Annotated in this window: 14 protein-coding genes; 10 read left to right on the top strand and 4 right to left on the bottom strand. The window is 34.8% G+C overall.

The window, feature by feature from the left end:
- Window positions 1-20 precede the first annotated feature (20 nt).
- The gene (locus LS66_RS05480) at window positions 21-968 is read right to left on the bottom strand and encodes a malate dehydrogenase (protein WP_034364859.1); all 948 of its coding nucleotides are present in this window, start codon (window positions 966-968) and stop codon (window positions 21-23) included.
- Between the two features lie 128 nt (window positions 969-1,096).
- Complete coding sequence (mltG, locus tag LS66_RS05475; protein ID WP_034364856.1) at window positions 1,097-2,026, bottom strand: endolytic transglycosylase MltG; 930 nt, start codon at window positions 2,024-2,026, stop codon at window positions 1,097-1,099.
- On the opposite strand from mltG, the gene LS66_RS05470 reads away from it, so the two are divergent.
- From LS66_RS05470 to LS66_RS05440, 7 genes are all read left to right on the top strand, one after another.
- The gene (locus LS66_RS05470; protein ID WP_236096982.1) at window positions 1,974-4,919 is read left to right on the top strand and encodes an AsmA-like C-terminal domain-containing protein; all 2,946 of its coding nucleotides are present in this window, start codon (window positions 1,974-1,976) and stop codon (window positions 4,917-4,919) included. The two genes, mltG and LS66_RS05470, sit on opposite strands and share 53 nt — an antisense overlap.
- Before the next feature lie 95 nt (window positions 4,920-5,014).
- Window positions 5,015-5,245, top strand: coding sequence for a FeoA family protein (locus LS66_RS05465; RefSeq protein WP_034364948.1), 231 nt, complete (start codon window positions 5,015-5,017; stop codon window positions 5,243-5,245).
- 25 nt (window positions 5,246-5,270) lie between these two features.
- Complete coding sequence (nth, locus tag LS66_RS05460; protein ID WP_034364946.1) at window positions 5,271-5,945, top strand: endonuclease III; 675 nt, start codon at window positions 5,271-5,273, stop codon at window positions 5,943-5,945.
- A 77-nt stretch (window positions 5,946-6,022) separates the two neighbouring features.
- Window positions 6,023-6,427, top strand: a complete 405-nt coding sequence (locus LS66_RS05455; RefSeq protein ID WP_011116416.1) for a chemotaxis protein CheX — start codon at window positions 6,023-6,025, stop codon at window positions 6,425-6,427.
- A gap of 16 nt (window positions 6,428-6,443) precedes the next feature.
- Window positions 6,444-6,797 carry a flagellar motor switch protein FliN gene (gene fliN / locus LS66_RS05450; RefSeq protein ID WP_011116417.1) on the top strand — a complete coding sequence of 118 codons (354 nt, stop codon included), beginning with the start codon at window positions 6,444-6,446 and terminating at the stop codon, window positions 6,795-6,797.
- A gap of 18 nt (window positions 6,798-6,815) precedes the next feature.
- The gene (locus LS66_RS05445) at window positions 6,816-7,706 is read left to right on the top strand and encodes a flagellar biosynthetic protein FliO (RefSeq protein ID WP_034364850.1); all 891 of its coding nucleotides are present in this window, start codon (window positions 6,816-6,818) and stop codon (window positions 7,704-7,706) included.
- Window positions 7,706-8,464, top strand: coding sequence for an energy transducer TonB (locus LS66_RS05440; RefSeq protein ID WP_034364847.1), 759 nt, complete (start codon window positions 7,706-7,708; stop codon window positions 8,462-8,464). The genes LS66_RS05445 and LS66_RS05440 overlap by 1 nt, the downstream gene beginning before the upstream one ends.
- An 11-nt stretch (window positions 8,465-8,475) precedes the next feature.
- On the opposite strand, the gene LS66_RS05435 is transcribed toward LS66_RS05440, so the two are convergent.
- Both LS66_RS05435 and thiC read right to left on the bottom strand, forming a co-directional pair.
- Window positions 8,476-8,775 (bottom strand): YciI family protein, encoded by a 300-nt coding sequence (locus LS66_RS05435; RefSeq protein WP_034325565.1) that lies wholly within the window; start codon window positions 8,773-8,775, stop codon window positions 8,476-8,478.
- A gap of 13 nt (window positions 8,776-8,788) precedes the next feature.
- Window positions 8,789-10,162 (bottom strand): phosphomethylpyrimidine synthase ThiC, encoded by a 1,374-nt coding sequence (gene thiC, locus LS66_RS05430; protein WP_034364845.1) that lies wholly within the window; start codon window positions 10,160-10,162, stop codon window positions 8,789-8,791.
- Window positions 10,163-10,346: 184 nt separating this feature from the next.
- Between thiC and LS66_RS05425 the strand changes: the two genes are divergently transcribed.
- Genes LS66_RS05425 through LS66_RS05415 form a run of 3 tightly spaced genes read left to right on the top strand, consistent with a single transcriptional unit; the run spans window position 10,347 to window position 12,949 of the window.
- On the top strand, window positions 10,347-11,516 hold the full coding sequence (locus LS66_RS05425) for a bifunctional 2-C-methyl-D-erythritol 4-phosphate cytidylyltransferase/2-C-methyl-D-erythritol 2,4-cyclodiphosphate synthase (protein WP_034364841.1): 1,170 nt from the start codon (window positions 10,347-10,349) through the stop codon (window positions 11,514-11,516).
- A gap of 48 nt (window positions 11,517-11,564) precedes the next feature.
- Window positions 11,565-12,473, top strand: coding sequence for a response regulator (locus LS66_RS05420; RefSeq protein ID WP_034364839.1), 909 nt, complete (start codon window positions 11,565-11,567; stop codon window positions 12,471-12,473).
- Entirely contained in the window at window positions 12,470-12,949 is a 480-nt protein-coding gene (locus LS66_RS05415; RefSeq protein WP_034364834.1) for a phosphatidylglycerophosphatase A, read from the top strand. The genes LS66_RS05420 and LS66_RS05415 overlap by 4 nt, the downstream gene beginning before the upstream one ends.
- Window positions 12,950-12,973: the final 24 nt, after the last annotated feature.

Below are 12,973 nucleotides of genomic sequence, written 5' to 3'. Positions count from 1 at the left end.
TAAATCTACTTTAAGATTCTTTAATACAACAACTTGTTATCTTTAAGAATCTCAACTTGTTCTTTGATACCTTGTGTGGAAATATTTAACATTTCCTGCTCTTGCTGATTTAGTGGTAATTCTACAATGTGTTCTACTCCTTTTTTGCCAAGTTTAATTGGAAGTCCAAGATAAATATCTTTTATTCCATATTCACCCTCTGTAAATACGCTACATACGAGTATTTCCTCATTTAGAGTGCTAATAGCTTCAAGTATTTTTATCACCCCGCTCGCAGGAGCAAAATACGCTGAGCCTTTCTGATAATAATTTACAATTTTAGCTCCACCCCCCTTTGTTTCCTTGATGAGCTCCTCTTGCATTTTAGGAGTGAAAATATCAGTAAAAACTTTGCCCTCACATAGGCAATGACGTAGCAAGGGTAACATATCATCGCTATGAGAGCCTATTACATACGATTGTATATGTTTGTTAAAATCTCCAAGCATTACTTTGCTTTCATAGGTAAGTCGCGCACTATCAAGAATCCCTGCCATACCGATGACACGTTCTTTTTCAAACTTGCTCCACTGCTTTGCTACAAGACACATTGCATCAAGTGGATTTGAAACAACAATTAGTAAAGATTGAGGAGCGATTCTAGCGATATTTGAGCTGATTTCTTGTATAATACTTGCATTTTTAAGAAGCAAATCATTACGCGTCATATTTGGTGTGCGTGGAAATCCAGCGGTGATAATAACCACTTCACTTTCAGCTATTTCTTCATAGCTATTACAACCCTTAATAAGAATAGGAATATCAAAAATAGCTGCAGCTTGGGAAATATCAAGCCCTACACCTTTGCAACGAGGAATATCATTGCTAAAAAGGAGAATCTCTTTTGCAATATGTCGCATAGCACCTAAGAATGCAATATGAGAACCGACATTGCCAGAGCCGCCTATGATAGCAATTTTCTCAAACATTTTTTTCCTTTTTAGAGATTGAAAATATCTTTGTATGGCTTTTAAGACATTCATCACAATACTTAAAAGTTAAACAAAAAATTTAACTTGCTAACTATGAAACAATTTAACTTAAAAGCAAATAAAACTTAGAAATAGCTACGATGTTCTTCGTAAGTTTTACTAAATTTATGTGTGCCTGTGGCTCTATCTCGTACAAAATAGAGATAATCCACATCAGCAGGCTTAAGCACCGCTTCAATGGCTTGTAGGCTTACGCTTCCAGCAGGATATGGTGGCACACCTTTATTTTTATAAGTATTATAGGGGCTATTGTCATTACGGATACGTTCAGGTGTAATCTTAGAATGTGAATATTGCCCATAATTAAGTGAGCCGTCCATTTGTAGAGGCATATTTTTTTTGATACGATTAAACACTACGGCTGCAACAATGGGCATTTCTTCGTTATTTGCTGCTTCTTTTTGCACCACAGAAGCAATACTCACATTTTTAAACCATTGTTCTTGATTGTATGAGCCGAGTAGCTTTATCGCATTTTGTTCGTGTCGTTTTATGGAGATTTCATAGAGAATCTTCATTATTTCATCTTCTTTAATACCAACAGGAAGGCTATAGGTATCGGGAAAAATCACGCCATCAGGATAAGGAAAATATTTATCATAAGCGCTTTGGAGTTCTTCTGTAGAAAGATTAAATTTTTGGGAGAGTATGCGAATGAAATAATACAGAGTTTCACCCGGAATCAGTGTAACTTCTTTAGTTGCAGCTTTTGAGCTTACAAGAGATTTAAAAAATGCACCTTTAGGTAACAATTCAGCTTTCATATCAATATATCCACTTTGTGGTTGTCCTAAGAAACGAATAAAAAGAGTGTCTAATTTATTAATGTGTTGCCCGTTATCATTTAAGTATGCTATAATTTTGGGCAGTGAGCCTTTGGGCAGATTGATTATGCGTTCAGTTTGCACAGGGTGAAGCAAATAAAACAATATGGTTATAACAATGATAATAAAAAAATCCAAAAGCATTGCAAGTATAGTTATTTTTTTACTCATTTTACTTTCGCTCTCAATTATAGGATATAAGGTTCTTTCCAATGGTATTTATAGTCCTTCTATTAGTTTTGGAAAGACTCATATTGAGGGATTGTATCTTAGATTAAATAACAAGTTGATTTTAGAAATACAAAAACTTGACATCTCGGCGTGGCAAACTGAAGATAATTCCCAATTACAGGACAAAGAAGATACATCTATGAGTGCTGATGAGATATTGGGCTGGATTAAGAAGTTTTTATTTGTTACTTCTTATTTTGAAAAACTTGATATTAAGAATCTTGTTTTTGCAGATAAACTTCAGCGAAGTGTGCATTATGATGGTAAAGAGTATGTTATTAACTTGCCCGCATTTATTGCACGAATGGGTGTAGAAGATAATAATAAAATTATAGATCTTTTTATTTATCAACTTGATTTTTTGCAGTTTGGTTTGCAAGTGCAGGGAAAATTTTCCTACCAACCACTCAAAAAAACACTTGAAATGAACATAGCAATTTCACCTAAAGAACCAACTAATGACCCGGAACAACCTACGCTTTTTGTGCATAGTATTACAGATTTTCACAAAATCAATATGGAAGCTTCCAGTTCTCACCTTTATAACCTTGAAAGCATTAAGCCTTATATTTTAAAGCTCAATAATCCAACACTTAATGATTGGTTATTTAAAAATGTGCATTATGATGTTCTCAAACTCCATTCTCTTAGATTTCAAAGCACACTTAATAAGCATTTTTTTGCTCAACTCCAAAAAACGCTTGCTCTTGATTTAGCTATAGAATCTCCAAAAGTTTATCTTGCACCTCATCTTAAGCCTATTGAGGCTACACGAGCGATTTTGTATATGCGAGATGAAAAACTTACTTTTTTGCTCAAAGAGCCATTTTTTACAAATATGAATCTTGATGGTTCCGAAGTTACTATAAGTAATATTTTTACCCAGCCGCTTGGTGTTCAAATTGCCATTCGTTCTCATAATGCTATGCTTAACAATGAGTTGAGTGATTTGCTTCATACATATCACATTAATGTGCCTTTGCGCAGCGTAGATTCTAATTTAGAGGTAAATCTAAATATTGATATACAGAGCAAAGATAAACAGCTTCATACATTTGTTAATGGTAATATCACTACGCCAAACACGACATTAGAAGCAGGAGGACAAAAGCTTATAGCAGATAATTTCAATCTTATTTTTGTTAATGCGCCTAATAGAGCTTATATACAGCTTCTTAATACAAAAATTAATTATGCTAATAATATTCAGGGCATACTTAATATCTTATGGAATCTACAAGATTCTAAGTTACAAGGAGATTTGCTTATTGATAAGTTTGCTCTTAGCTCACAGAATCTCTCTCAAGCTAAGTCTTTACCGAAAATACCAAAAGAAAGTGATGAATTAACAAAGCGGATTATTCAAGCTATTTATGAAGAATCACAAAAAGGTTTTAGTGAAGAGATTGTGAAAATTGATAAAAGTAATCTTAAAAAAATTAGTATTATAGGAGATTTAGGAGAAGATAAAATTATTACTTTGCCAGATTTTGGTATGAAAATTCGCATAGGAGAAGAGAGTGTATTTGAATTGAGTGATATTGCCAAAATTTATCCATATTCACCTATTTTGCAGTATTTTGGCATACCAAATGGTTCAGTTAAGCTTTGGACAAAGGATTTTGAAACGATGCACTTAAATGCTAAAGTAGATAATCTAACCTATCCACTTTACGATAAAGATGCTCAACGTTTAAGTCATTTCTTCCTTGAGGGAGTAATTAATAAGAGCGGTATATTCATTGATTCAAAAAATAAAAAATTTACATTTATAAAAGAGGGTAATGTTGTTAAAATTATTCTTGATGGATATAATCTGCGCATTGACGAAGTTTTTTCAAGCAAGATTCCCGCACTCGCACAGATTAAACAAGAAAATGAGAAAGAAGAGATTCTTACTCCAGAGCAACGTAGAAAACAAGAAGAATTTATTAGAGCAAAACAAAGATATGAGCGTGAAAATAAGCTCTCGCCACATATTGTTTATCTTGAGACACGTAATATGGATTTTTATTTCAACCAATATGTGATTCCATCAGACGTAGCATCGATTACCTTGCGTGATGGGATAATACGAGCTGATGTTACCTATGGCAATGGAGTGGCAAATGTAGATATGGCATATTCACGTGCAGTTTTACGTTTGAGCAATTTTAGCGATAAGTTTCTTAATCGTGTATGGCAACGTGATATTTTTCGTGGAGGACTTTTTAATTTTAAGGGCATTTATGATGAGGGCATACTTAAAGGCGAAATTAGTATGCAAAATACGATTTATCAAGATTTAGCCATTGTGCAAAATGTTCTTGCACTCATTGATACAATTCCTGCGTTACTAACTTTTCGCAAACCCGGACTTGGTGCAAATGGTTATGAGATTAAAAATGGAAAGATAAATCTTGTTATTAATGATGAGTATTTGGTGCTTGAGAATATTAATTTGGAGGGAAGTTCTATTGATGTGGAGGGTGGAGGACTTGTTGAGTTAAAGAATAAAGAACTGGATATAGTGTTAAAAGCTTCTACTCTCAAGACTTTAACGGATATTATTAATACTATCCCATTGCTTAATTATGTTATTTTAGGGAATGATGGCAAAATAACTACGGGAATTATGCTAAAGGGCACACTTGATAATCCAAAGAGTGAAGTGAGTGTTGTAGAAGATATTTTATTAAGCCCTTTTGAAATGGTTGGTAGAATCTTAAAGCCAGTGGAAAAACTTTTAAATAATATTTCAAATGCGCTTGATGAAAGTATAGATGCGCCACCAGAGATGCTTGATTCTACCCAATTACCTCAAGATAACCTCAATATCCCACAACAAGAATAATAACAAATAAAAATGAGGAGTAATCTTGTTATCTGATTTGAGTTATAATTGTGCTTTTTAAAAGCACAAATAAGGATAGTGAGCAAAGGATTAAAATGACGCTTTATGATTGTAATCTTGGAGAAGAGTGCAAAATAGTGCGCTGTGATACGCAAGATAATGCACTTAAAGACAGATTCATATCTTTTGGTATAGTTAAAGATAAAGTATGTCGTGTAGTGAGTCATTCAATTAATCATTTGGCAGTTGCAGTAATAATTGAGGGCACACAGGTAGCTTTGCGAGATTCTGAAGCAAAATTGATTATTGTTGAACCCATAAAGTGAAAGTATCTTGGCAACACAAAAAGTTATAAAAAAATCTGTATCCAAATCAAAGGATTTTAAAAAGCACAATAAAAGAGAAATTGAGATTATCAAATCGCGATTTTTAGAACATTATGGTGATGCAAAAACTGAACTTGTATATCATAATATTTATGAGTTGCTCGTATGCGTAATGCTTTCAGCTCAATGCACAGATAAGCGTGTGAATCTTGTAACGCCAGCATTATTTAAGGCTTATCCAAATGTAGCGACTTTAAGTCAAGCACATCTTGAAGATGTTAAGATTTTGATTCAATCTGTTTCATTTTTTAACAATAAGGCTAAACATCTTATCACAATGGCGAATCAAGTAATGAATGATTTTAATGGGGAGATACCAACTACACAAGCGGAGTTAAAGACTCTTGCAGGTGTAGGGCAAAAAACTGCTAATGTAGTGCTTATAGAATTTTTTGAGCAAAATTATATGGCGGTAGATACACACGTGTTTCGCGTTTCTCATCGCTTGGGATTGAGTGGAGCTAAAAGCGCTCTTGAGACGGAAAAAGAGCTTACACAAGTTTTTAAAACGCAACTTTCTACTCTTCATCAAGCCTTTGTGCTTTTTGGTCGCTATACTTGCAAGGCTTTGAAACCAATGTGTGAAAATTGTTTTGTAGGTGAATTTTGTCAAAAAAAATGTAATTTTAAACCTGCTTGAAATATAGACTTCAATATTTTAATTGTATATTGTATAATGCTATACAATATTATCTTGTAAGGTAAAGGTGGTTTGGTATGGATATTATTCATCGTAGTTTTTTTGATATTGTGCAAAACAGCATTAATAAAACACCCCATGATTCAATTATGCCGCTTAAAAAGGGGTATTTAAGCAGGATTAGTATGATTGGCACACATAATAATGTGTATTTGCTTTTTGATAAAGCATTTTTGCGTATTTTTTGCGTAGAGTTTTTGGGTGAAGAGAATCCAGATGAACAAGCGCTAGAAGATATGGCAAAAGAGTTAGCGAATCTCACCGTTGGAAGAGCAAAGGTAATGACACAAGAGCTCGGTAAAAGCTTTAATATTTCTACGCCTGATTTTTTGGGACATCGTTTGATTAAAAATTATGACCACGGATTGCATTTTCGGCTTGATAATGGACGATGTAGCATATATATAAGGCGTGTAGATTAATTTTTAGGGAGTTATAATGGCAGGCGAAAGTATTTTAGATAAGCAACGTATCCATTCAGCCAAAGAGATAGAACTTGCTACATATCTTGAAGATATGATGAAAAACTATACGGGACTCTTGGATATGGAGGCATTATTTAATGCCGAGCTTGGCAGCACAAAAATTCCACTTGGTGAGATTTTGCGTTTTGAAAAAGGCTCAATTATAGACCTCGGCAAGCCTGCTGGAGAGAGTGTTGAGATTTTTATTAACGGACGTGTAATTGGAAAGGGTGAAGTAATGGTTTATGAACGCAATCTTGCTATTCGTATTAATGAAATTTTAGATTCTAATGCGATTGTATATTATCTCACACGTGAGAAAAAATAAATCAAGCGAGAGAAACAAATGAGAATTCATATATTTCTCTTGTTTTTTGCTTTATCTGCAAATATACTCTATGCTCAAGTGCAAGTGCAAAATATGGAGATAAAGCAAGAAGGCAATATGCTTGAGTTGATTCTCACATTAAGCGATGCTTATAGCAAAGCCCCACGTTTAACAGAACAAAATGGTTATAAAGGTGTCATATTTCCTGATTTACAAGCAAAATCTCGTAATCAAAGCTTTAAAAATTTTTTTGTGAATGAAATGCAAATTTTTAATATTCAAAATAACCTTTATGTATTAGGTATAGGAGATACGAAATTTATAGATGTAAGTGTGAGCAGAGCATCTCGTGCGCTTAAAATTACTTTTAATAAAATCATACCACCACAAAGTGAGATTGAAAAACTTTTAGAAAAGTCCCATCAAGCACAAGTGCCAGTTATTGATATAACTCCCCAGCCCTTAGAGGCACACAATAAGAAACAAGAGAGTATTTTGCCTTTTAAGAATGATATAGGAATTGATACGTGGCGATATGTAGCAGTTTTGGCTGTAATGGGTATGCTCGTGCTCGTGCTATGGTTTGTAAAGCGATATGTGGTAAATAAAAAGCAATTTGGACATTATCTTGGGCGTTTTGGCTCTCAAAAAGAGGCATTTGACCCTACTAAAATAGAAGTGGTATCACAAAAAAACCTTGATTCTAAACATCGTATTCTTACTATAGAATCTAATGGCTATCGGTATTTGATACTTATTGGAGCTGCAAATACAACTTTAATTGACCGCTATCCTATTCCACAAAACATTAGCGCACAGGAAAGATTACGTTTTGATGACCAATTTAGCAAACTTTTGGAACAAAAGCAAGAACGACTTTCTAAGTATCTCCATAATGACAAGTCATAATGATATATAAAATTCCTACACATTTTCCCTCCCGCCTTTGGTTGTGGTTCACTATATCATTTTTGATTCATATAATAATTATTGCTTTCTTACTTATACATTTTAAACAAATGCAGTTTAAGAAAGGAACTTCTACTGATACACGTATGAAAGTAGCCGGATTCCAAATCTTGGGCGGTGGAGAGCTAGAATCAATGCAAAATACACAACAGCAGACATCAAGCTCGTTTTCTAAACAATATTCTTCCACATACATTCCCAAACCACATTCTCCATTGAATGCCTCACAGCCTTTTGATTTTGGCTCTTTAAGTCTTTATGAGGGTAAAGGTAAATCAAGACAAACTCTTAAGCCTAAAAGTCGTGTTAAAGCTCTTGCGAAATTTCCAAATGTGGATAACTTTGCACAAAGGGACATTGAGGAACTTTATGGAGCTGAATTTGGTGATTATGGATTAGCTGAACAAGAATTTTTAGTTAATCATTTACGAGATATTGGTCGCATTACACAACGTTACTTGCAATATCCACCGAGTGCATTGCGTTTAGGGCAGGAAGGTTTAAGTGCAGTGGAATTTTATCTCCACCCTAATGGCGATATTAGCGGGCTTAAAATAATTGTTTCTTCAAATTATATGCTATTAGACCGCAATAGTGAGCGCACAATAGAAATTGCCTATAAAGACTATCCACGTCCCACAAGCAAAACTAAAATTCGTATTTTTGTCAGCTATGGCATTTCTTATTATAGATATTAGAGATTTTAAAATTATTGTTTTAAAAAATCTGTAAGTATTTGTGCGTGAAGTATAGGCTCAAACTCAAAAATCTCATATCGTGCGAGATTATGCTGTGTAAAAGGGTCAGCTTGAGAAAAGCTTAAAGCTTCATCTTTATTTGCAAATTTACCAATAATAATGCCACCATCTCTAGGGATTCTAGCGCCTGAGGCGAGTAAAATCCCCTTATCATAACCTTTTTTAAGATAAGCACGATGAGCATCAAGCTTTTGGAGCACTTCCTCAAGTGGTTTTGTATAATGCACGAGGCAGACAAATAAATTTCCCATATAATTCTCCTTATCATTGATTTGATGCTAGAGGTTGAGTATCTTCAGATTCTCTAGCATTATGGGCTTTAAAAATATCTTGTGAGATTTTATAGCTACAGAATTTTGGACCACACATTGAGCAAAATTCAGCATCTTTAAATACTTCTTGAGGTAAGGCTTCATCGTGGTATTCACGCGCTCTATCTGGGTCTAAGGCAAGTTCAAATTGCCTATTCCAATCAAAACTATATCGTGCATCACTCATTGCATCATCTCTATCACGCGCACCTATACGCCCACGAGCAATATCTGCAGCGTGTGCAGCAATTTTGTAAGCTAAAATACCCTCACGCACATCTTTGGCATTAGGAAGCCCTAAATGTTCTTTTGGCGTTACATAACAAAGCATTGCTACTCCTTTCCAAGCGGCAACACACGCACCGATAGCACTTGCGATATGGTCATATCCTGCCGCAATGTCTGTAACCAAAGGTCCTAGCACATAAAAAGGTGCGTGGTTACAATATTGTTTTTGAAGCTCAACATTGCGTTCAATTTGGTTAAGCGGCACGTGTCCGGGTCCTTCTATCATTACTTGCACATCAGCCTCCCACGCCCTTTTAGCAAGTTCACCTAACACTTTGAGTTCGGCAAATTGTGCCTCATCACTCGCATCAGCCAAGCAACCCGGACGCAAGGAATCTCCAAGCGAGAGAGATACATCATATTCTTGGCAAATTTTGAGAATCTCATCAAAATACTCATAAAAAGGATTTTCTTTGTGGTAGTGCATCATCCAACTTGCCATAAGGCTACCACCACGTGAGACAATACCCATTTTTCGTTTAGCGACAAATGGCATATGTGAAAGTAAAAATCCGCAGTGAATAGTGAAATAACTTACCCCTTGTTTAGCTTGTTTTTTGAGCACCGAAAGCATAGTGTCAATATCAAGCTGCAATATATCATTTTTTACATCATAGAGAATCTGATACATAGGCACCGTTCCAATAGGCACACTTGAGGCTTGAATAACTGCAGTGCGTATTTCATCTAAATCCCCACCTGTGCTTAAATCCATAATCGTATCCGCACCATATTTAATAGATACTTTAACTTTTTCTACTTCTTCATCAATGGAGCTTGCAAGTGAGGAGCTACCAATATTTGAATTAATTTTAGTGCGTGTAGCTATGCCAATTCCCATAGGTTTAAGATTGGTATGATTGATATTTGCGGGAATAATCAGTCTGCCACGTTCAATTTCTTGCCGTATAAGTTCAGCGCTTATATTTTCAATATTAGCTACATATTCCATTTCTTTTGTGATAATGCCTTTTTTTGCATAGTGAAGTTGTGTGCGAATTTTATCGTCCGCACGCTGTTGCACCCATTGTGTTCTCATTGAAAGTCCTCCAAAATATGATTTGATTTTAAACTTGCATTTATGCTATTTAAATTTCCAAAATATACCTTAGATTCTTTAAAAAAAAGTTAAATAATATGGGTATTTAAGTAACAATTTTTAGTTTATTTTTTGTTTTGAAGTGATACAATACTGATTTTAAAATAGAGTTTAGGACAAGAATTTGGTTTTAGATAATGTTTCACTTATTATGATGGCAGCAGGAGATTCTACAAGATTTTGTGCTTCAAATGCACAGACTTTTAGGTGTAAAAAGCAATGGTTACGCGTGGGGGAAGAGCCATTATGGCTTGTGGCTACACGCAATCTTACTCATCATTTTTCTTTCAAACAAGTGATTTTGACTGCCTCAAGCAAAGATTATGTTTATATGCAAAATATAAGTCCTTATAAAGTCGTGCAAGGTGGGCAAACGCGCTGTCAATCTCTTAGGAATGCTCTTAAATATGTTGATACGCCCCTTGTTCTTGTAAGCGATGTGGCACGATGGGATAGTTCAGATTCTATCATTAAAACAATGTTAGAAGCACTTGATGAAAGTGTAGCTTGTGTTGTGCCTTTTGTAGGTGTGGCAGATACAAGTTTTTATGAAGGAGAATATCTTAAACGTGAGAACATTAAACTTATTCAAACACCGCAATTAAGCAGAGTAGAGGATTTACAAGAAGCTCTTAAGGACACAAGTAAGGATTTTAGTGATGAAAGCTCCGCACTTTACGCACTTGGTAAAAAAATTGCTTTTGTGCAAGGAAGTGAGTTAATGAATAAATTAACCTTTAGTAGTGATTTGAAGGCACATATCACACGTTTATCTCCGCCTTCAAAAAGAGTTTTTATCGGTAATGGCATAGATGTGCATCAATTTGAAAAAAATAAGCAAATGTGGCTTGGCGGAGTTGAGATAGAATCCCCATTTGGCTTTAAAGCTCATAGTGATGGTGATGTGGTGTTACACGCTTTGAGCGATGCGATTTTGGGGGCTATTGGTGGAGGTGATATAGGGGAGTGGTTTCCTGATACAGACGAGACATATAAAAATGCAGATTCTAAAATGATGTTGAGCGAAATTTATACTTTTGCCCAAAGTGTGGGTTATGAGCTTTATAATGCAGATATAAGTATCATAGCGCAAACACCCAAAATTGCTCCTTATAAGAGTGCAATGCGTGAATGTATAGCTCGTATTCTGAAAGTGCCAAATGCACACATTAATATTAAGGCAACTACAACAGAGGGATTAGGCTTTGTAGGTCGTGAAGAAGGTGTATGTGTGGAGGCGTGTGTAAGTATGGGATTTATAAATTGGCATACATATATAAAAGATTTGCATTAAATAAGGAGGCTGCACGATGTATAAAATTCATTATAAAGGGGAGTTTGTATGAAAGTTTTAATTATTGAAAATGAAATTTATCTAGCACAAAGTATTGCCAATAAAATAAGCGATTCTCATTTAGAATGTGTTATTGCTCATTCACTCAAAGATGTTCAAAAAGATCACTATGATGTTATTTTAGCTTCTTTTGGCACGATTGGTGAAGGCTATATGGAGCTTAGCAAAACATATCCACAAGCTATTATGATTCTTATGATTGCATACATAAATGATGATACTGTTATTAAGCCTTTGCGTAATGGCGTAACAGATTATATTGTTAAGCCTTTTATTGTTGATGAACTTATACGTAAAATAACACATTATAAAGCTTATCGTGAGATTAATGAGGAAATTAAATTTTATCGGAGTTATTTTAGCTTTATAGAGCGTGAGCTTAGCACACCCGAGCCATTCTTATATAATCCACCTTTTGTGATTAAAACCAATACTCAACGGAGTGCAGATATTTATGCAATGCGATATGCACGCGAGAAACATATTCATTTCCAATTCTATTCGCTTAAAGAAGAAACTTGGAAAAGTATCTTTCGTGTGCCGCCAAAGAAGAATGAGGTTTATTACATTACTAATCTTGAGGAACTTAAAAAAAGCGATAGAAAAGACTTTTTAGAGATGGCTTTAAAGCATAGTGTTATTGTTTCGGTTGTCTCAAGTGAAAAAATTACTTTTCCACAAGTGATTGATATTTCGCGCCAAACCAATAGTGTAGAGTTAAGCGGGGAGATTTTATCTGTGAAAGAATATGAAAAAATCATTATTACCAAATTTGAGAGTCGTTATCCTGATATTGAGCTTGCCAAAAAACTTGGTATGAGTCGCAAGAGCTTGTGGGAAAAGCGTAAGAAGTATGGTATTATTCGTAAAAATAAAAACACCCCACAATCCCAATGAAAAAGCAAAAACTCATCAAAGACTTATTTTTAAGTCTATTTTATAGTGGATATTCTCCCAAAGCTCCGGGCACAGCAGGGAGTGCTTTAGCTTTAATCTTGGGTATGCCTATTGTGTATTATTCCCAAGAAACACTTTTTTTGGCAAGTATTTTTATTGCACTCGTAGCAATAAAGCATATTGATATTTATGAAGAACACACTCAAACCCACGATGACAAAAGTATTGTCATTGATGAGTTGGTGGGTATGTGGTTAGCAATGTCAATCGTCGGCTTTGGGCTTTGGGAACTTATTTTAGCTTTTGTCTTTTTTAGAATCTTTGATATTTATAAGCCCTCATTTATCGGCAGACTTGATAAAAAGGTAAAAGGTGGCTTAGGTGTGGTAGGTGATGATGCACTTGCTGGTGTTTTAGCGGGGATTGTAAGTGTGCTTGTGCTGCAAATTGCTCAAAGCATATTTTCTTTTTTTTAATTTATAATAAATCACTTGACTCTA

Origin of the sequence: Helicobacter sp. MIT 03-1614 (genome assembly GCF_000762925.2) — a bacterium.
GTDB classification, from domain to species: Bacteria; Campylobacterota; Campylobacteria; order Campylobacterales; family Helicobacteraceae; genus Helicobacter_C; species Helicobacter_C hepaticus.
The sequence above is the reverse complement of the archived record's forward strand: the minus strand, read 5'-3'. Positions and strand labels throughout refer to the sequence as shown.